Origin of the sequence: Kineosporia babensis, from assembly GCF_021129305.1 — a bacterium.
In the GTDB taxonomy this organism is placed as follows: Bacteria; Actinomycetota; Actinomycetes; order Actinomycetales; family Kineosporiaceae; genus Kineosporia; species Kineosporia babensis.
In genome coordinates, this window is sequence record NZ_JAJOMB010000010.1 from 135,585 (window position 1) to 153,721 (window position 18,137).

18 protein-coding genes are annotated in these 18,137 nt (G+C 68.9%); 9 read left to right on the plus strand and 9 right to left on the minus strand.

Annotation, left to right across the window (positions count from 1 at the left end; all coding sequences use genetic code 11):
• Positions 1-16: 16 nt before the first annotated feature.
• On the minus strand, positions 17-790 hold the full coding sequence (locus tag LR394_RS19560; RefSeq protein ID WP_231443989.1) for an APH(3') family aminoglycoside O-phosphotransferase: 774 nt from the start codon (positions 788-790) through the stop codon (positions 17-19).
• A gap of 342 nt (positions 791-1,132) precedes the next feature.
• Here LR394_RS19560 and LR394_RS19565 point away from each other — a divergent pair, with 342 nt between their 5' ends.
• The 5 genes from LR394_RS19565 to nuoH are packed head-to-tail and all read left to right on the plus strand — an operon-like array spanning position 1,133 to position 4,244.
• The gene (locus LR394_RS19565; protein ID WP_231443991.1) at positions 1,133-1,444 is read left to right on the plus strand and encodes a GNAT family N-acetyltransferase; all 312 of its coding nucleotides are present in this window, start codon (positions 1,133-1,135) and stop codon (positions 1,442-1,444) included.
• A gap of 49 nt (positions 1,445-1,493) precedes the next feature.
• The gene (locus tag LR394_RS19570; RefSeq protein WP_231443993.1) at positions 1,494-1,856 is read left to right on the plus strand and encodes an NADH-quinone oxidoreductase subunit A; all 363 of its coding nucleotides are present in this window, start codon (positions 1,494-1,496) and stop codon (positions 1,854-1,856) included.
• The gene (locus LR394_RS19575; RefSeq protein WP_269329432.1) at positions 1,847-2,470 is read left to right on the plus strand and encodes an NADH-quinone oxidoreductase subunit B; all 624 of its coding nucleotides are present in this window, start codon (positions 1,847-1,849) and stop codon (positions 2,468-2,470) included. The genes LR394_RS19570 and LR394_RS19575 overlap by 10 nt, the downstream gene beginning before the upstream one ends.
• Entirely contained in the window at positions 2,467-3,276 is an 810-nt protein-coding gene (locus LR394_RS19580) for an NADH-quinone oxidoreductase subunit C (RefSeq protein WP_231443995.1), read from the plus strand. The genes LR394_RS19575 and LR394_RS19580 overlap by 4 nt, the downstream gene beginning before the upstream one ends.
• Complete coding sequence (gene nuoH / locus LR394_RS19585) at positions 3,273-4,244, plus strand: NADH-quinone oxidoreductase subunit NuoH (protein WP_231443997.1); 972 nt, start codon at positions 3,273-3,275, stop codon at positions 4,242-4,244. Before LR394_RS19580 ends, nuoH begins: the two co-directional genes overlap by 4 nt.
• A gap of 6 nt (positions 4,245-4,250) precedes the next feature.
• Here nuoH and LR394_RS19590 read toward each other — a convergent pair whose 3' ends face one another.
• Positions 4,251-5,189: a LysR family transcriptional regulator gene (locus LR394_RS19590; RefSeq protein WP_231444000.1), complete on the minus strand. Its 939-nt coding sequence runs from the start codon at positions 5,187-5,189 to the stop codon at positions 4,251-4,253.
• 240 nt (positions 5,190-5,429) lie between these two features.
• Between LR394_RS19590 and LR394_RS19595 the strand changes: the two genes are divergently transcribed.
• The 4 genes from LR394_RS19595 to rarD all read left to right on the plus strand — a co-directional run bounded on the left by LR394_RS19595 (position 5,430) and on the right by rarD (position 10,879).
• Positions 5,430-7,343, plus strand: coding sequence for a 2-oxoacid:acceptor oxidoreductase subunit alpha (locus LR394_RS19595; protein WP_231444004.1), 1,914 nt, complete (start codon positions 5,430-5,432; stop codon positions 7,341-7,343).
• A complete protein-coding gene (locus LR394_RS19600) occupies positions 7,343-8,434 on the plus strand; it encodes a 2-oxoacid:ferredoxin oxidoreductase subunit beta (protein ID WP_231444006.1) in 1,092 nt (363 codons plus the stop codon). The genes LR394_RS19595 and LR394_RS19600 overlap by 1 nt, the downstream gene beginning before the upstream one ends.
• A 129-nt stretch (positions 8,435-8,563) precedes the next feature.
• Positions 8,564-9,832: a DUF3592 domain-containing protein gene (locus LR394_RS19605; RefSeq protein ID WP_231444008.1), complete on the plus strand. Its 1,269-nt coding sequence runs from the start codon at positions 8,564-8,566 to the stop codon at positions 9,830-9,832.
• A gap of 99 nt (positions 9,833-9,931) precedes the next feature.
• The gene (gene rarD / locus LR394_RS19610; RefSeq protein WP_231444010.1) at positions 9,932-10,879 is read left to right on the plus strand and encodes an EamA family transporter RarD; all 948 of its coding nucleotides are present in this window, start codon (positions 9,932-9,934) and stop codon (positions 10,877-10,879) included.
• Here rarD and LR394_RS19615 read toward each other — a convergent pair.
• The 7 genes from LR394_RS19615 to nuoN all read right to left on the minus strand — a co-directional run bounded on the left by LR394_RS19615 (position 10,854) and on the right by nuoN (position 18,102).
• Positions 10,854-13,121, minus strand: a complete 2,268-nt coding sequence (locus tag LR394_RS19615; RefSeq protein WP_231444012.1) for an FdhF/YdeP family oxidoreductase — start codon at positions 13,119-13,121, stop codon at positions 10,854-10,856. The two genes, rarD and LR394_RS19615, sit on opposite strands and share 26 nt — an antisense overlap.
• 238 nt (positions 13,122-13,359) lie before the next feature.
• Positions 13,360-13,992: a Uma2 family endonuclease gene (locus LR394_RS19620; RefSeq protein ID WP_231444014.1), complete on the minus strand. Its 633-nt coding sequence runs from the start codon at positions 13,990-13,992 to the stop codon at positions 13,360-13,362.
• A gap of 68 nt (positions 13,993-14,060) precedes the next feature.
• Positions 14,061-14,327 (minus strand): hypothetical protein, encoded by a 267-nt coding sequence (locus LR394_RS19625; protein WP_231444016.1) that lies wholly within the window; start codon positions 14,325-14,327, stop codon positions 14,061-14,063.
• 16 nt (positions 14,328-14,343) lie between these two features.
• Positions 14,344-14,667 carry an alpha-amylase family protein gene (locus LR394_RS19630; protein ID WP_231444017.1) on the minus strand — a complete coding sequence of 108 codons (324 nt, stop codon included), beginning with the start codon at positions 14,665-14,667 and terminating at the stop codon, positions 14,344-14,346.
• A 51-nt stretch (positions 14,668-14,718) separates the two neighbouring features.
• Positions 14,719-15,360: a Uma2 family endonuclease gene (locus LR394_RS19635; protein WP_231444018.1), complete on the minus strand. Its 642-nt coding sequence runs from the start codon at positions 15,358-15,360 to the stop codon at positions 14,719-14,721.
• A gap of 196 nt (positions 15,361-15,556) precedes the next feature.
• Entirely contained in the window at positions 15,557-16,558 is a 1,002-nt protein-coding gene (locus LR394_RS19640) for a polyprenyl synthetase family protein (protein ID WP_231444019.1), read from the minus strand.
• 5 nt (positions 16,559-16,563) lie between these two features.
• Positions 16,564-18,102, minus strand: a complete 1,539-nt coding sequence (gene nuoN / locus LR394_RS19645; protein WP_269329462.1) for an NADH-quinone oxidoreductase subunit NuoN — start codon at positions 18,100-18,102, stop codon at positions 16,564-16,566.
• Between the last annotated feature and the right edge of the window lie 35 nt (positions 18,103-18,137).

Sequence of the window (18,137 nt, forward strand, 5' to 3'; positions counted from 1 at the left end):
AGTTTCACCGCGGTCCTCAGAACAGTTCGTCCAGCAGGCCGTGAAAGGCCATCCGGGTCTGGTCGGGCGTAGCGATCCCGTAGCGCTCCAGAAACCTGGTGCGCGCCTGCGGGCCGAACTCGCCGAGCGCGTTCCCGGCGATCGCGAGGTCCTGGTAGCGGTCGGCGACCCCCAGCTTGCCCACGTCGAGGACCCCGGTGACCACACCGTCCTCGATCAGCAGGTTCTTCAGTGAGAAGTCGCCGTGGGTCACCACTGGTTCGGTGGTGAGTGGGAGCAGGCCGGTGAGTTCCTGCCAGACCTGCTCGGCGCTCCAGCCCTGGCGCTCGTCGTCGAAGTCGCTGAGGTCGACCCGGCCGGCGTCGATGTTGGCCCGGGCCTGGCGCAGGCGGAAGGGGTGGCCGGCGTTGAAGGGGCAGGTTTCGGTGTCGAGGCGGTGCAGGCGGCGCAGGAAGTCGGCCAGCGCGTCCACCACTGCGTCTGGGGCCTTTGCGGCCTGTAGCTCCTGGTCGGCGGTCCGGCCGGGCAAGGCGGTGGTGAGCAGCCAGGCTTCTTCACCGCTGCGGACGAACTGCACCACCTCGGGCACCGGCAGACCGGACGGGCGCAGCCAGTTCAGCCGGGCCAGTTCGTCGGTGACCTCGTCGGCGGCCACCCCCTTGGCGTACTTCAGGAAGAGGTCCTGGTGATCACCGTGCAGTCGGTGGACGGTGCTGCCGGACTTCCCGATCGTGTCGCGTTCCCAGCGGTAACCGTGGATCAGGGCGGCCAGCGGCTCGGGCAGGTTCATCGGGAGATGCTAAGCCGGGTTCTGGAATGTGCAGCGGTCTCCCGGGAACCGGTTCCTGCTCCGGCCCAGCCACCCAACCTCGGTGACCGTTACCGCTGCGGTGCGCACACCGTCCTCCATTTTCTCTGCAGCCCTTGGCGTTGCGAGCTCTCCGGCAGGAAACCAAAACGCGTACACCTGGGTCACCCGGTACCGGGTGACCCAGGTGTACACACTTCGCCTGTCCTTCTGGGCCGGCACACCCGACCGCCGGTCGCTCCGAAAAGCGGCTTGCGTTGAATCAACGCCACGCACCACCGGTCCGGGCGGGCACGTCGAGCGATTTGCGGACATGCTGGGGCGATGGCTGAGGTGCGGGAGAACCAGGACGAGAACCGTTTCGAGATCTGGGTGGACGGTGAACTGGCCGGTTTCACTCAGCATCGAGGGATCGGTGCGGTGGTGAGCCTGGTGCACACCGAGATCGGCGATCGCTTCGGTGGGCAGGGACTGGCCACCCAGCTGATCGGCCGGACCCTTGATCTCCTGCGCGAACGGGACGCCCAGGTCCTGCCGTTCTGCCCGTTCGTCAAGGCCTACATCGACAAGCACCCCGACTACCTCGGGCTGGTTCCTGCCGATCGCCGCCGGACTTTCGGATTGCCCGCGGAGTGACGCATTTGCAGCCCGATTCTGTCGGACCCCCTCGGTAGAGTCCTTTCCCATGGAGGGCCTGGAGAACTACCTGGTCGTCGCGGCTGTGATCACCGCCGGGGTGCTGCTGTTCGCCGGGGGCATGGGGGCGGCTCGCGCGCTGCGCCCCCGGGTGCCCTCGGCCGAGAAGGTGCTCACCTACGAGAGCGGTGTGGATCCGGTCGGGCACGGCTGGGCGCAGAGCCAGATCCGCTACTACCTCTACGCCTTTCTCTACCTGATCTTCGCGGTGGATGCGGTGTACCTGTTTCCCTGGGTCACCGTGGTCGCGCAGCTGGGCTGGGCCACCATCGCCGAAATGGGCGTGTTCATCGGCATCATCGCGGTCGGCCTGATCCATGCCATCCGGCGCGGGGTGCTGCGATGGACCTGACCCGGCCCGGCCTCGGCAGCCGCGCGATCACCCCGAAGACCGATCTGCCCATGCCCGTGCTGCGGGCCGAGCCCGAGGGCGCGCTGGGTACTCTGGGCACGGTGGCGCCGCACCCGTTGCGGCTGGTGCTGAACTGGGGCCGGCGCTATTCGCTGTGGGTCTTCAACTTCGGTCTGGCCTGCTGCGCCATCGAATTCATCGCCGCCAGCATGGCCCGGCACGACTTCATCCGGCTGGGCGTGATCCCGTTCGCCAACGGCCCCCGCCAGGCCGATCTGATGGTGGTCTCCGGCACCGTCACCGACAAGATGGCCCCGGCCGTGCGCCGGCTGTGGGAGCAGATGCCCGAGCCGAAGTACGCCATCTCGTTCGGCGCCTGCTCCAATTCCGGCGGCCCGTACTGGGATTCGTACTGCGTCACCAAGGGGGTCGACCAGATCATCCCGGTCGACGTCTACGTGCCCGGCTGCCCGCCCCGGCCGGAGGCGCTGCTCCAGGGCATCGTGAAGCTGCAGGAGAAGATCGCCGCCGAGAACCTCGGCCGCCGCTACGGTGCCCGCCGGCGCGGTGCCGCCTCACTGAATCGAGGCCTGGTAGAAGGCGGTTCGGCATGAGCGCGCCGGATGCCAGGCCTCACGGCACCCGGGATGCGAACCAGCTCATGGCCTGGTTCTCCGCCGCTCTGCTCGAGGCCGGCGTGGAAGACGCGACGGGCCGGCCAAGCGGTAACCAGCCGAACGGAGACTCGAGCGAGGCGGCCGCGCCACTCCTCCAGGTGAGCGCCGATGCCGCGGGTACGCCGGTCGTCGACGTACCCGCCGCCGGTTGGGTCGCCGCCGCCACCTGCGCCCGCGACCAGCTGGGCCTGGACTTCCTGGACTGGCTCTCCGCGGTGGACGAGCCCGAGGGTGACCCGCCCGGTCTCGACGTCGTGCTGCACCTGGCCGCCACCGACTCGTTCGCCACGCCGGATCGCAGCGTGCGTCGCATCCTGCTGCGCACCCGCGTGGCCAACACCGCGCTCAGCCTTCCCAGCCTCACCGCGCTCTGGCCCGGTGTCGCCTGGCACGAACGCGAGACCTTCGAGATGTTCGGCCTCACCTTCACCGGCTTCGACGACGCAACCGCCGCCGGCCTGCGCCCTCTCCTGCTGCCGGACGGTTTTGAGGGCACGCCCCTGCGCAAGTCCTTCGTCCTGGCTGCCCGCGCCGCCAAAGCCTGGCCCGGCGCCAAGGATCCGGGTGATTCCGGCGCCAAACCGGCCCGCCGCAAGAACCTGCCGCCCGGAGTGCCCGACGCCTCGTGGGGGCCGCACGAGCCCGGCGCTCACTCGGGTGAGGAGGCTGCTCAGCCACGTCCCGCATCAGCAGCAGGTAAGCCGGCCACCTCGTCCTCCGATTCACCGGAGGGCCAGGCATGAGTGTCGATGCCGCGCTGCTGGCCGAGATCGTTCTGCGGGCGGTCTGTGTGCTGGCCGCCTTTCTCACCCTGCCGCTCCTCGTGGGGCAGACCGAGCACAAGGTCATGGCGCACATGCAGGGGCGACTGGGGCCGATGTACGCGGGCGGGTTCCACGGTTGGGCCCAGTTGGTGGCCGACGGTGTGAAGTTCCTGCAGAAGGAGGACATCGTTCCGGCCCGGGCCGACGCCCAGGTCTTCCGGCTGGCGCCGGCGGTGGCTCTGGTTCCTTACCTCGTCGCCCTGGCCGTGATCCCTCTGAGCCCGGACTGGGTGGCTGCCGACGTCGACGCCGGGCTGCTCTTCGTGCTGGCTGCCAGCGCGGTGGCGGTGCTCGGCACGCTGATGGCCGGCTGGTCCAGCGCCAACAAGTACGCCCTGCTCGGCTCGATGCGGGCGGCGGCGCAGTTGCTGGCCTACGAGCTTCCGCTGGTTCTGGCGGCGGCCAGTGTGGCGATGGCGGCGGGCACGCTCTCGCTCACCGGGATCGGCGAGGCCTGGCAGTGGTGGTGGCTGGTCTGGCAGTTCCCGGCCCTGGTGGTGTTCGTGGTGGCCGGGCTGGCCGAGGTGCAGCGGCCGCCGTTCGACATGCCGATCGCCGAGTCCGAGCTGGTGGCCGGGCCTTACACGGAGTACACCGGGCTGCGGTTCGCCCTGTTCCTGCTCAGCGAGTACGCGGGCGTGGTGGTGCTGTCCGCGCTGACCGCGGTGCTGTTCCTCGGGGCCTGGCAGGGCCCGTTCGCCGAGGTGCTGGGCCCGGTCTGGACGTTGTTGAAGACCGGGCTGGTGGCGGTGCTGGTGATCTGGCTGCGGGTGGCCTGGCCGCGGCTGCGGGAGGACCAGTTGCAGCGGCTGGCCTGGGCCGGGCTGGTGCCGATCGCGCTGGCTCAGCTGGCCCTCACCGCGGTGGTGGTCGTGCTGCAAACCTGAGCAGCTTCAGCGCTGGGCGCGGCCCCGGACGGCGATGGTCAGCAGGTCGGAGGCCGGGCCCCGCGGCGAGCTGCCCAGCGGCCAGACCGCCAGCAACCGCCGGTCCAGGGCCAGGCCGGTCACCGGAACCGTCCGCAGCCGGCCCGAGGCCACGTCGTCGGCCACGGCCAGGCTGCTCAGCACCGCAGGCCCGGCCCCGGCCAGCACCGCCCCGCGCACCGCAGCCGTGCCGGACAGCTCCAGCAAGGGCTCAGCCTGCTCGTACCCGTGCCCCAAAGTCACCGCCAAGGCCACCTCCAGGGCCCGGCGCGTCCCCGACCCGGCCTCTCGGGAGACCAGCGCAGTGCGGGCCAGCTCCGCCGCCTCGATCGGCTTACGCCGCCGCGACCAGGCATGATCGGCCGGCACCACCAGCACCAGCGCATCCGTGCCGATCTCCCGCCAGGCCAGGTCGTCCGGGGCCGAAGGACCCTCGACGAACCCCAGACCGGCCCGGCCGTCCCGCACCCGCTCGGCGACCTCTTCCGAGTTCGTGGCCGTCAACTGGACAGACAACTCGTCCCCCCGCTGTTCCACCTGGTGCCGCAGGGTGACCAGCCAGCGCGGCATCAGGTACTCGGCCACGGTCAGGCTCGCCGCCACTCGCAGCCGGGCGTGCCGCTCGGCGCGCAGGGCGGACACGCTGGCCTCCAGCCCCGCCGCGAGGTCGGTGAGTTGCCCGGCCCAGTCCGCCACCAGCGCCCCGGCCGTGGTCAGGCTGGAACCCTGACGGCTGCGCCGCAGCACTTGAACGCCGAGAGTGCCCTCCAGCCGCCGGATCCGCTCACTGGCCGCCTGCTGGCTGATCCCGTGTTCCCGGGCCGCCCCACCCAGGCTTCCGGTGCGTGCCACCGACAGCAGCAGGTCGAGCGCGGCCAACTCGGGCACGCGCGGGGACAAGGGCATGAGGAGGAGGCTAGCGGCGTCACAAGACAAAGTTGTGACAACACAGGACCGGAGGAACTACCCGGCCGCCCCGGTCTGTTGCAGTGTTGGTCGGCGTGCGCCATTAGCAGATGAACGCTACTTAGGGGAACCTAAGTAGCATGCGAACCAGGCCACAGCGAGACACTGAGATGCAGGCGCCCGCACAACAGTGACGAATGTCGCGCGAGCGGACACGGCCAGGCGGACTGAGGAGACTTCATGGAAGACACTGCTGCGGTCCCGGCAGATTCGAGTCGGCAGCCGAACGACTCGAGGATCCGACAGATCGACAGTGTGGTGATCCGGTTCGCCGGTGACTCCGGTGACGGTATGCAGCTGACCGGCGACCGGTTCACCGCCGAGACCGCGTCCATGGGCAACGACCTGGCCACCCTGCCGAACTTCCCGGCCGAGATCCGCGCCCCTCAGGGCACCCTGCCCGGTGTCTCCAGTTTCCAGCTGCACTTCGCCGACCACGACGTGCTCACCCCCGGCGACGCGCCGGACGTGCTGGTGGCGATGAACCCGGCGGCGCTGAAGGCCAACCTGGGCGACCTGCCGCGGGGCAAGACGATCATCGTGAACACCGACGAGTTCACCAAGCGCAACCTGGCCAAGGTCGGCTACTCCGCCAGCCCGGTCGAGGACGGCGCGCTGGAGTCCTGGCAGGTGCACCCGGTGCCGCTGACCAGCCTGACAGTCGAGGCGCTGAAGGAGTTCGGTCTCTCCCGCAAGGACTCCGAGCGCTCCAAGAACATGTTCGCCCTGGGCCTGCTGTGCTGGCTGTACAACCGGCCCACCGAGGGCACCGAGCGGTTCCTGAACACCAAGTTCGGCCGTCGACCGGAGATCCTGGCCGCCAACCTGGCCGCCTTCAAGGCCGGCTGGGCGTTCGGCGAGACCACCGAGGGCTTCGCCGTCTCCTACGAGATCGCCCCGGCCCCCGCCCCCTCCGGCACCTACCGGAACATCACCGGCAACACCGCACTGGCCTACGGTCTGGTCGCCGCCGGGCACCGCTCCGGCCTGCCGATCGTGCTCGGCTCGTACCCGATCACCCCGGCCTCGGACATCCTGCACGCGTTGTCGGGGATGAAGAAGTTCGGCGTCACCACGATCCAGGCCGAGGACGAGATCTCGGCGATCGGCGCAGCGCTGGGCGCTTCGTACGGCGGCGCGATCGGCGTCACCACCACCTCGGGCCCGGGCCTGGCGCTGAAGAGCGAGACCATCGGCCTGGCCGTGTCGCTGGAACTGCCGCTGGTGATCGTGGACGTGCAACGTGGTGGGCCGTCGACCGGCCTGCCCACCAAGACCGAGCAGTCCGACCTGCTGCAGGCCATGTACGGGCGCAACGGTGAGTCGCCGGTGCCGGTGATCGCGCCCCGTTCACCCGCCGACTGCTTCGACGCGGCGATCGAGGCGGTGCGGGTGGCCACCAAGTACCGCACCCCCGTGCTGCTGCTCTCGGACGGCTACCTGGCCAACGGTTCCGAACCCTGGCGGTTGCCTGCGGTCGCCGACCTGCCCGATCTGCACGTCGAATTCGCACAGAAACAAGATGAGGCCTTCCGCCCCTACGACCGCGACCCGCAGACCCTGGCCCGCCCGTGGGCCCCGCCCGGCGTCCAGGGCCTGGAACACCGGATCGGCGGCATCGAAAAGGCCGACGGCACCGGCGAGATCAGCTACGACCCGGACAACCACGACAAGATGGTGCGGCTGCGCCAGGCCAAGGTGGACGGCGTCGACGTGCCCCCGCTGGAGGTCGACGACCCCACCGGCGACGCCGAGGTACTGGTGATCGGCTGGGGCAGCACCTTCGGCCCGATCGCGGCCGGGGCCCGGGTGGCCCGGCGCAACGGGATCCGGGTGGCCACCGCGCACCTGCGGCACCTGAACCCGTTCCCGGCCAACACCGGTGACGTGCTCCGGCGCTACCAGCGGGTGCTGATCCCGGAGATGAACCTCGGCCAGCTGGCCCTGTTGCTGCGGGCCAAGTACCTGGTCGACGCCCGCGGCTACAACCAGGTGCGGGGCCTGCCGTTCAGCTCGGCCGAGATCGCCACCGCCATCACCTCGCTCGCCACCGAAGGCGGACTGGAACTGAGCAGTCTGGAGGAGACGCACTGATGACCACGGAACTAGGTATGCCGACCGTGCTCTCCGGCCTGGCCGGAGTACCGCATCTGGGCCCGGACGACGCCAAGCAGACCCGCAAGGACTTCACCGCCGGCGCCGAGGTGCGCTGGTGCCCGGGCTGCGGTGACTACGCGATCCTGGCCGCGGTGCAGGGCTTCATGCCCGAGCTCGGGATCAAGCGGGAGAACGTGGTCTGCGTCTCCGGTATCGGCTGCTCCTCGCGTTTCCCGTACTACCTGGACACCTACGGGCTGCACTCGATCCACGGCCGTGCCCCGGCGATCGCGACCGGCCTGGTCACCGCCCGGCCCGACCTGAACGTCTGGGTGGTCACCGGGGACGGCGACGCGCTCTCGATCGGTGGCAACCACCTGATCCACGCCCTGCGGCGCAACGTGAACCTGACCATCCTGCTGTTCAACAACCGGATCTACGGCCTGACCAAGGGCCAGTACTCGCCCACCTCCGAGCCCGGCAAGATCACCAAGTCCACCCCGGTCGGCTCGGTGGACACCCCGTTCAACCCGATCTCGCTGGCCCTGGGCGCCGAGGCCACGTTCGTCGCGCGCACCCTCGACTCCGACCGCAAGCACCTGACCAGCGTGCTGAGGCAGGCGGTGGAGCACCGAGGCTCGGCGCTGGTGGAGATCTACCAGAACTGCCCGATCTTCAACGACGGCGCGTTCGACGTGCTCAAGGACCGGGACGAGGCGCAGGCCCGGCTGATCCGGCTGGAGCACGGCGAGCCGATCCGGTTCGGGGTGGACGGCGCGCGCGGCGTGGTCCGCGCCGCCGACGGCACGCTGCAGGTGGTGGACGTGGCCTCGGTCAGCGAGGAGGCCCTGCTGGTGCACGATGCGCAGAACCCGAACCCGGCCACCCAGTTCGCGTTGTCCCGGCTGGACGAGGAGACCCTGTCGCACGTCCCGCTCGGGGTGTTCCGCAAGGTCAGCCGCCCGACCTACGACGACCTGGTGCGGGCGCAGGTCTCCGGCGCCCAGGAGGCGAACAACGGCCCGGCCACCGACGACGACCTGGCGGCCCTGCTGGCCGGGCGCGACACCTGGACCGTTGCCGACTGATCAACCCAGCAACAGCAAGAACATGAGGTACGGACGCGGTGGTCACCGACGTCCGTACCTCATGTGATTTCGGGTGCGTTTTATCAGGGACGTGCGACGCACCGCGGGTAGGCCTGTCACCTTTGACGGGTGAGCGAGGCAGGTGGTGCGGCAGAGCCGCAGGTGGTGTGGCGGGATCAGGGGAAGCTGGTGCAGCGGACCCTCGCGCCGTGGTGGCTCGTCCAGGTGGTGCTCCCGGTGACCTGGTTCATCATGCTGATGAACGGTGGCCCGGGCGAGTCGGTCCAGTGTCGCGACGACCCGGGCGCCTGCGCCGACGGAAGTGCCCTGGCCTCCCTCCTGGCCGGCACCATGTTCGCGATCCCGTTCCTGCTCTGGATGGCTCCCCGGGCCGGACTCGCGCTCGGCGGGTTGTGGGGCGTGGCGTTCCTTCTCGCGTCGGACTCGGACTGGTTACTCGGCCCGTACGGCCTGGTCTGCCTGGTCGTACTCGGGGTGATGCAGTACGACCGGTCGCAGCGCCGGGCGGCCGCGCCGCAGCCCGTACCGGCCGCAGCCGTCTCCGGGCCTCGAGCGCACCTGCGCCTACCGCCGGCATTCGTGCTGGTCCCGGCTGCAGTTCTGGTGGCCCTGCTGATCTTCGCGGTCTCCTTCGCCGGGCTGTACACCTGGGCCACCAACACCCGGGACGCCTGGGTCGAGCGCAGCGTGGTGGCCGAGGCCCAGGTGACGAACATTGACGACCTCGGTGACGTGACCTTCGAGAGCAGCAGCGGGCAGACCTGGAGCATCGACCCGGAGGACACGTACCAGGTCGGCGACACTGCCCAGGTGCGCTACGACCCGGACGACCCGGAGAACGCCGAACTGGACGTCGAGCCGGCCAGGCTGGACGGTCTGCTGACCCCGGCCGGGTGGCTGCTCACCCTGGCCGCGGCGCTGGTCTGGCGGATGGCCGGCCTGTTCCGCTTCCGGAGCAGGCTGCGCGCCGGAGGTCTGCCGGAGTACTCGGTGCTGGTCGGGCTTCGCTCCCGGTACCTCTACCTGCACGGTCATCCTCAGCCTGGGCAGGGGCAACTCATGGGCCGGCCGTTCGCCATGCTGCCGACCCGCAACGCCTCCAGCCTGGCCGCGCCGCCAGCAGTTGCGCCGGTCTACGGGGAACCAGAGCAGCACCCCCAGCACTTGGCCCAACTGCAGCCACTTACCCCAGCCGTTTTCGTGGGGACGCCCCTGCCCGGCCGCTGGGGCGTGGTCATCGCCGACGGCAAGGTGCGCTGGGGCCGCAAGCCGTTGGGTGAGGTCAGGCGGGCTCCCTGGAACCGTTCCGACCAGCCGGTCAACTCGCTCAGCCAGGGCAACTGGGGTCTACCCAAGCCACCCGTCGTACCCAGGTGACCCGACCGCCGTAGGCGCGCACACCGTCCCCCATTTGTTCTGCTGACGCCCCATCGAAAGCTGGACCTCTGGACCAATCCCGCGATCTAGAATCGTGGGATGAATCCGGAGGCCCGGAAGGGCATCATCTACGGCTTCTCGAGCTACCTCCTCTGGGGGTGTTTTCCGCTCTACTTCCGGCTTTTGCAGGAGTCGGGGGCGCTCGAGGTTCTCGCCTACCGGATTCTCTTCACCGGTGTGATCTGCCTGGTCTTGGTGGCTGCGCTGCGCTCCTGGCAGGAAATGCGCGGGGTACTGCGTAATCGGCGGCAAATGCTGCTGCTCGGCGCGGCGGCCTTCCTGATCGCGGGCAACTGGGGCGTGTACATCTACGCGGTCAACAGTGATCAGGTGGTCGAGGCGGCCCTCGGCTACTTCCTCAATCCCCTGGTCACCGTGGGCCTCGGCGTCCTCGTCCTGCGTGAACGGCTGCGCCCGATGCAATGGGTCGCCGTGGCGATCGGTCTGGTCGCCGGCGTCGTGCTGACCGTGACCTACGGGCATCTACCCACGATCGCGCTGGCCCTGGCCGGTACTTTCGGCACCTACGGCCTGCTGAAGAAGCAGGTGGGCAGCAACGGCGGGGTAAGTGCGCTGGCCGGGATGAGCACCGAAAGCCTGGTACTGGCGCCGTTCACCATTGCCGGGCTGGTGATCATCGGGTTCCAGGGAGACAGCACCTTCGGCCACGACGCACCCTGGCAGGCGCTGCTGCTGATCTCCACCGGCGTGGTCACCCTGACCCCGCTGCTGCTTTTCGCCGCCGCGGCCAGCCGGGTGCCCCTGTCGACCATGGGACTGCTGCAGTACCTCACGCCGGTACTGCAATTTCTCTGCGGGGTAGTCGTTCTGGGCGAGCACATGCCCACCGCCCGTTGGGTGGGATTCGGCCTGGTCTGGCTGGCGCTGGTGGTACTCACCGCCGACAGCCTGTACACCGCACGGCGGCAGCGAGCCGCGAGACTCGCTGCCGCAGCGGGTACTACGCCTTCTCGAGCCGGACGATGACCGACTTGGAGGCCGGCGTGTTGCTCACGTCGGCCACGCTGTCCAGCGGAACCAGCACGTTCGTCTCCGGGTAGTACGCCGCGGCGCAGCCCTTGGCGGTGTCGTACTGGACGATCCGGAAGCCCTCGGCGCGGCGGTCCACGCCGTCCTTCCACTCCGAGATCAGGTCCACCATCTCGCCGTCCTGAAAGCCCAGCTGCTTCAGGTCGTCCGCGTTCACGAACACCACGCGGCGGCCGTTCTTGATTCCCCGGTAGCGGTCGTCCAGGCCGTAGACCGTGGTGTTGTACTGGTCGTGGCTGCGGAAAGTCTGCAGCAGCAGCCGGCCTTCGGGAATCTTCGGGTACTCCAGCGGGCCGGCCACGAAGTTCGCACGGCCGGTCAGCGTCGGGAACTGCCGGCTGCGGGTGGCGTGCGGCAGGGTGAAGCCGTTCGGGTCGGCGACCTTGTTCTCGTAGTCGTCGAAGCCCGGCACCACCCGCGAGATCCGGTCCCGGATGGTGCGGTAGTCGGCCTCGAACTCGTCCCACGGGATGTCGTACTTGTCGCCGACCGTGCGCTTGGCCAGCCGGGAGATGATCGAGACCTCGGACAGCAGGTTGCCCGACGGCGGCTTCAGCGAGCCGTGCGAGGCGTGCACCCGGCTCATCGAGTCCTCGACGGTGACCTTCTGCTCGCCGGAGGCCTGAACGTCCCGGTCGGTGCGGCCGAGGGTGGGCAGGATCAGCGCGGTCTCGCCGACCACGGCGTGCGAGCGGTTCAGCTTGGTCGAGACCTGCACGGTCAGGCGGCACTTGCGCATCGCCGCCTCGGTGACGTCGCTGTCCGGGGTGGCCCGGATGAAGTTGCCGCCGACCGCCATGAACACGTCGATCTTGCCGTCGCGCATCGCCCGGATGCTGTCCACCGCGTCCAGGCCGTGCTTACGCGGCGGGTCGAAGCCGAACTCCAGCTGCAGCTTGTCCAGGAACCACTCGGGCATCTTCTCGAAGATGCCCATCGTGCGGTCGCCCTGCACGTTGCTGTGCCCGCGGACCGGGCAGACGCCGGCGCCCGGGCGGCCCAGGTTGCCCTGGATCATCAGCAGGTTGACGATCTCGTGGATCGTGGCGACCGAGTGCTTGTGCTGGGTGATCCCCATCGCCCAGCAGATGATGGTCTTGTTCGAGGCGGTGAAGCGCGCGGCCAGGCCCCGCACCTGCTGCTCGGTCAGACCGGTGGCCTCGACCAGCTCGGCGAAGTCCAGGCCCTTGATGTTGGTGACGTACTCGTCGAAGCCGTGCGTGTGCTCGTCGATGAACGCCCGGTCGATCACCGCGTCGTCCTGCAGCAGCAGCTGCGCCACCGCCATCATCAGCGCCTGGTCGCCGCCGATCCGGATCTGCAGGAAGTCGTCGGTCAGGTCGGTGCCGCCGCCCACCACACCCTTGGGGGTCTGCGGGTTGCGGAAGTTCATCAGGCCGGCTTCGGGCAGCGGGTTGACCGCCACGATGACCGCGCCGTTCTGCTTGGCCACCTCGAGCGTGGAGAGCATGCGCGGGTGGTTGGTGCCCGGGTTCTGGCCCATCACCACGATCAGCTCGGCCTGCTCCAGGTCGTCGAGCTGGACGCTGCCCTTACCCACGCCGATCGCCTTGGTCAGCGCCGAGCCGGAGGACTCGTGACACATGTTCGAGCAGTCCGGCAGGTTGTTCGTACCGACCGCGCGGACCAGCAGCTGGTAAAGGAACGCGGCCTCGTTGCTGGTCCGGCCGGAGGTGTAGAAGGTGGCCCGGTCCGGGTCGTCCAGGCCGCGCAGCTCGGTGGCGACCAGGTCCAGCGCGCCGTCCCAGCTGATCGGGACGTAGTGGTCCTGACCGGCGGGCTTGATCATCGGCTCGACCAGGCGGCCCTGCTGCCCCAGCCACCAGTCGGACTTCTGGTTCAGCTCCTGCACCGAGTGCCGGGCGAAGAAGTCCGCGCCGACCGTGCGCTTGGTGGCCTCTTCAGCGACCGCCTTGGCCCCGTTCTCGCAGAACTCCGCGATGTGCCGGTGGTCCTTCTCCGGCCAGGCGCAGCCCGGGCAGTCGAAGCCCTTCTTCTGGTTCAGCTTGAGCAGGGTCTGCGTGGTCCGCGCCGCGCCCATCTGCTCGTACGAGATCTTCAGCGCGTGATAGACCCCGGGCACACCGGCCGCGTGATCCTGGTGGTGACCGACCTCGATGTTCCGGTCGTCGACGTCCTCACGGGGTGCGCGACTCATGACCCGGTCCTCACCTTCAGCGACATTGCAGATCTCACCCCTCGACGTTACCTGAGCGTCGAACGAGTCTCCAGAAGAGCCAGGGTCGGACGGGGGTCGGTGTCAAGGGCTAAAGACATGGTCGGCGAGGTCGTTCGCGGCGGTGTCCGCAGTTACGGACACCGCCGCTTCAGGTGACAGCATCTGCGGATTTGTCCGTGACTATGAGCGGTTGATCACGTTCCCGCCGACGCCGCGGTCAGATCCGGGCGAGCTGCGTCAGGTCGATGTCGATGTCGTAGGGCACGGACACCTTGAGTCGCTCATGGTGGACGCCGGTGAGCACGTAGGCCCTGGCCACGGGGTCAAGTTCGTAGACGTGCACGACCGGCCGGTCGTCCTGCCGCTCCACCCGCCAGTAGTGCTGCACCCCGCCCTCGGCATACAGGCGGACCTTCCGGATGCGATCGCGCTTCAGTGAATCCGGAGACTCCACCTCCACCGCCAGCACGACCACCTCGGCCGGGAACCTGGTGGTGTCCCAGTCGCCGACGGCCTCCACCGGAACCAGCGACAGATCAGGCTCCGGCGCCTGCCGAGTACCGATGACGATGTTCATCTCCCGGATGACCTCGAGGTGCTTCGGAACGGAATCGAGCAATGCCCTTTCCACGCACCTCAGCACCGCCATATGAAACATCCGCTGCGCGGCCACGAAGACCAGCTCCCCGTCGATCAGTTCGGTATGCGGGGGCAGGTCTTCGAGCTCAAAGAATTCGTCCACGGTGAAACCACCCGGCTTACGCCACCGGGCCGGAATGTCCTCGTAGCGATCCATCACCTGGCCATTGTCGTCATCGAAGCGGCCGTAGTACACGGGCTCGGCGCCCATGTCGCTCCCCCAATTCGCTCGTGCGCCTATTGGGAAAGTACCAAACCAATCGGCATAAGCGCGAATCGCTACGGTTCGAGCCAGACCGTGCCGGAAGTCGCCAACTGATCGCCGAGCAGTGGCCGGCTGGCCACGGCAACGCGCCGAGCAGACACGTCGACGGGCTCGGCGCCGAAGTTGGTCAGGCTTTCCCAGCCGCTGGCCCGGGCGATCCGGAGCACCTGACCGTCGAGCGTGACCGAAGCCTTTTCTTCCAGCGCAAATGATGGACGCGTACGAAGGGCTTTTCGGTAGAGGTTCAGGATGCTTTCCGGGGCTTTGAACTGGCGCTCCACGGGAAGTTCCGCGTATTCAGAGGGCTGCGGCAGCCAGCCCTCGGCGGGGCCGAACCCCAGGGAGGGGCCGTGGCGAGCGCCCGGCGGAGAACCTCCAGGCGTCCAGGTCGGTGCCGTCGGGCAGACCGAATCGGGTGTCGTGGCGGACCACGTCGTGGTTGGAGAGCGTCCAGGTGCAGGTGGTCCCCGCGGCCTCCGCCTCGGCCAGACAGGACGAGGTGATGCGGTGCCAGTCGGCGGCGTTCCAGCCCAGCTCCATCAGGTCGAAGACGAACGCCTGACCTAGCTCGTCCGGCCGAGCGTAGAGGTTTCGGCGCGGACCCTCGACTGCTTCGGCCACTGTGGCCTTGGGTGGGTCGTACGCGTCGAAGATGCAGATCCCAGAACTCGGCTACGACCGGAGCGAGCCGCCGAGACCGGACAACTCGATGTCGATCTCGTAGGGAAGCGCGACCTTGAGCCGGTCCCGGTAGATCCCGGTGGCCACGTATGCACCGGAGGCGGGATCCAGTTCGTAGACATAGACGACTGGAGCGAGTTGTTCCTCCTCCACCCGCCAGTAGTGCTTGATTCCGGCCGCCGCGTAAAGCTGTGGCTTTCGCTCACGGTCACGAACCTGGGAGTCCGGAGAGACCACCTCGACGGCAAGAACCACGGCTTCGGCCGGATACCAGGTTTCACTGCCATCGCCGAGGGCCGAGATCTTGACTACCGAGAGATCAGGCTCCGGTCGCTGCCGTTCAGCCAGTATCACCGACATTTCCCGGGCGACGTCCAGACTGTCCGGGCAACTGTGCCGAAGCCCTGCCGCCAGCAGATCTATCGCACGGCTATGGAACCGCCGCTGCGGACTCATCAGGATCAGACCCCCGTCGATCAACTCCGCATGAGGGGGCAAGTCTGGCAGATGATCCAAATCAGTAGCGACAAACCCACCCTGCGGAGTCAGCCACAGCGGTACTGGTTCCCGGTCGTCGGCCACCGCACCATTCTCGGCCTTTGCATCCGAGCGGTAAATGGGCTCTGCGCTCATGTTGCTCCCCCAGCCATCGCCTACGGGATGAGTTAACAACTGAGCTGGCAGTTCGGCAAAGCGGCGAATGCATCCTGCAGGGCACAAAATGCTGTGCACCCTGCAGAATGCAGGCCCTCGGGTGCCGAGTCTCAGCCTCGAAGCTGCATCGAGGCTGGTCAGCAGCCAGTGAGATCGTCGTGCCGATCAAGGAGGATCAGCGAGTGCGGTCGACCACTGCCTCGGCGAACTGCCGCAGCGCCGTCTTGGCGGCGGACTCGGGCAGCGGGTCCAGGGTGGTGACCGCGTCCTGGGCCCAGCGGGCCGCCTCGTCCCGGGCCGCGTCCATCACCTTGTGCTCGTTGAGTGCCTCGATGGTCTCGGCCAGCCGGGCGTCCTCGGAAAGGTCGCCGTCCAGCATGGTGACGATCTGCGCGGCCGCCGCGTCGCCCTGGGCCGCGGCCTGGCGGACCAGCAGGGTGGGCAGGGTGGGCACGCCCTCGCGCAGGTCGGTGCCCTGCACCTTGCCGGAGACCCGGCCGGCGCTGGACAAGTCGATCACGTCGTCGGCCAGCTGGAAGGCCACGCCGACCAGCTCGCCGTAGCGGACCATGATCTCGACCGTGGCAGCGTCGCAGCCGCCGAACATCGCGCCGAAGCGGCCGGCGGTGGCGATCAGCGAGCCGGTCTTGTCGCCCAGCACCTGCAGGTAGTGGGCGATCGGGTCGTCGGCCGGGGTGGGGCCGACGGTCTCGTGCATCTGGCCCAGGCACAGCCGCTCAAAGGTGGCCGCCTGGATGTCCACGGCCTCCGGGCCCAGGCCCGCGACCACTCGGGAGGCCCGGGCGAACAGCAGGTCACCGACCAGGATCGCGACCTGGTTGCCCCAGACCAGGTGGGCCGCGGCGGCGCCCCGGCGCTGGTCGGCCGAGTCCATCACGTCGTCGTGGTAGAGCGAGGCCAGATGGGTCAGCTCGACCACGACGCCGGCCTCGAGGACCTCCGGACGGCTCGCGTCGCCGAGGTTCGCGGCGAGCAGGGTGAGCATCGGGCGGATCCGCTTGCCACCCGCCTCCACCAGATGACGGGAGGCGGTGTCGGCGAGCTGGTCGGCCTGCTGGACCGCCTCTCGCAGCCGGGACTCGATCGTCTCCATGCCGACACGGACGGACTCGGCAAGGGCGGCGTCAACCACCGGCAGATCCAGGGAAGCGGTCACAGCACTCACGGTAAGAACACCGACGAACTATTGGCCAATTGGAGGGCAGCGGCGGGGAGTACGCCGAGCCCGATCGTCGCGACGACACCGACGCCGACGGCGAAGATCGTCAGGGCTCCGGGGCGGGTCACGGTGACAGCATCCCCTACCGAGTCGTTGAAGTACATCAGCACGATGACCCGGATGTAGAAGAACACAGCGATCGCACTGGCCGCAACACCCACCAGCACCAGTCCCGGACCCCACGGGGCCTGGTCCACGGCGGCCGAGAAGACCGCGAACTTACCGGTGAAACCGCTGGTCAGCGGGATACCGGCGAAGGCCAGCAGGAACAGCGTGAAGGTGAACGCGAGCAGCGGCGAGCGCTTGGCCAGGCCCTGCCACTGGGAGAGGTGAGTCGCCTCACCGCCGATGCCGCCCTCCGGGGTGGAGGTGCGCACCAGGGTCACCAGGGCGAAGGCGCCGACCGTGGTGAAGCCGTAGGCGGCCAGGTAGAACAGCACGCTGCCGATCCCGTCGCGGTCCATCGCCAGCAGGCCGACCAGGATGAACCCGGCGTGCGCGATCGAGGAGTAGGCCAGCATCCGCTTCACGTCGGCCTGGACGATCGCGATGACCGAGCCGATCAGCATGGTCAGGGCGGCGACCAGCCAGATCGCGGGCTGCCAGTCCCAGCGCACCCCGGGCAGGGCGACGTAGGCGATCCGCAGCAGGGCGCCGAAGGCGGCGACCTTGGTGCAGGCGGCCATGAAGCCGGTGACCGGGGTGGGGGCGCCCTGGTAGACGTCCGGGGTCCAGGACTGGAACGGGAAGGCGCCGACCTTGAACAGCAGGCCGACCGCGAGCAGGCCGACCCCGAGCAGGAGCAGGCCGTCCTGGCCGACCACGGCGGTGGCCGCGGTGGCGGTGGCGCCGTCGGAGACCGCGGCGTCGATGTCGGAGAGCCGGACCGAGCCGGCGAAGCCGTACAGCAGGGCCGCGCCGAACAGGAAGAAGGCCGAGGAGAAGGCGCCGAGCAGGAAGTACTTCAGCGAGGCTTCCTGGGACAGCAGGCGCCGGCGCCGGGCCAGGCCGCACAGCAGGTACAGCGGCAGCGAGAGCACCTCGAGCGCGATGAACATGGTGAGCAGGTCGTTGGCGGCCGGGAAGAGCAGCATGCCGACCAGCGAGAACAGGATCAGCGGGTAGACCTCGGTCTGCACCAGGCCGGCCCGCACCGCCTTGGCCTCGTCGGAGGAGCCGGGCACGGCCGAGGCCTGGGCGGTGAACGCGCCGGACTCCGGGTCCTCGTCGGCCATGGTCAGCACCGCCAGCAGGGCCAGCACCAGGATGGTGCCCTGCAGGAAGAGCGCCGGGCCGTCGATCGCCACCGCACCGCCGGCCGTGGTCACCGCCTTGTCCTGGGTGGCCAGGTAGATCACCGCGAACAGCGCGCCGGCGATCCCGACGGTGGCCAGGACCACCTGGCTGACGAACCGCCGGGCCCGCGGGGCGAACGCCTCGACCAGCACGGCGAGCAGGGCCGCGACGAAGACGATCAGCATCGGCGCCAGGGCCGCGTAGTCGAACGAAGGCGCGT

Bases quoted from the DNA above. Each gene is read 5' to 3' on its own strand.
- LR394_RS19600 (WP_231444006.1), top strand. From the start codon at position 7,343: ATGACCACGGAACTAGGTATGCCGACCGTGCTCTCCGGCCTGGCCGGA.
- LR394_RS19635 (WP_231444018.1), bottom strand. From the start codon at position 15,360: ATGAGCGCAGAGCCCATTTACCGCTCGGATGCAAAGGCCGAGAATGGT.
- LR394_RS19615 (WP_231444012.1), bottom strand. From the start codon at position 13,121: ATGAGTCGCGCACCCCGTGAGGACGTCGACGACCGGAACATCGAGGTC.
- nuoN (WP_269329462.1), bottom strand. From the start codon at position 18,102: ATGCTGATCGTCTTCGTCGCGGCCCTGCTCGCCGTGCTGGTCGAGGCG.
- LR394_RS19590 (WP_231444000.1), bottom strand. From the start codon at position 5,189: ATGCCCTTGTCCCCGCGCGTGCCCGAGTTGGCCGCGCTCGACCTGCTG.
- rarD (WP_231444010.1), top strand. From the start codon at position 9,932: ATGAATCCGGAGGCCCGGAAGGGCATCATCTACGGCTTCTCGAGCTAC.
- LR394_RS19620 (WP_231444014.1), bottom strand. From the start codon at position 13,992: ATGGGCGCCGAGCCCGTGTACTACGGCCGCTTCGATGACGACAATGGC.
- LR394_RS19580 (WP_231443995.1), top strand. From the start codon at position 2,467: ATGAGCGCGCCGGATGCCAGGCCTCACGGCACCCGGGATGCGAACCAG.
- LR394_RS19595 (WP_231444004.1), top strand. From the start codon at position 5,430: ATGGAAGACACTGCTGCGGTCCCGGCAGATTCGAGTCGGCAGCCGAAC.
- nuoH (WP_231443997.1), top strand. From the start codon at position 3,273: ATGAGTGTCGATGCCGCGCTGCTGGCCGAGATCGTTCTGCGGGCGGTC.
- LR394_RS19575 (WP_269329432.1), top strand. From the start codon at position 1,847: ATGGACCTGACCCGGCCCGGCCTCGGCAGCCGCGCGATCACCCCGAAG.
- LR394_RS19565 (WP_231443991.1), top strand. From the start codon at position 1,133: ATGGCTGAGGTGCGGGAGAACCAGGACGAGAACCGTTTCGAGATCTGG.
- LR394_RS19570 (WP_231443993.1), top strand. From the start codon at position 1,494: ATGGAGGGCCTGGAGAACTACCTGGTCGTCGCGGCTGTGATCACCGCC.
- LR394_RS19560 (WP_231443989.1), bottom strand. From the start codon at position 790: ATGAACCTGCCCGAGCCGCTGGCCGCCCTGATCCACGGTTACCGCTGG.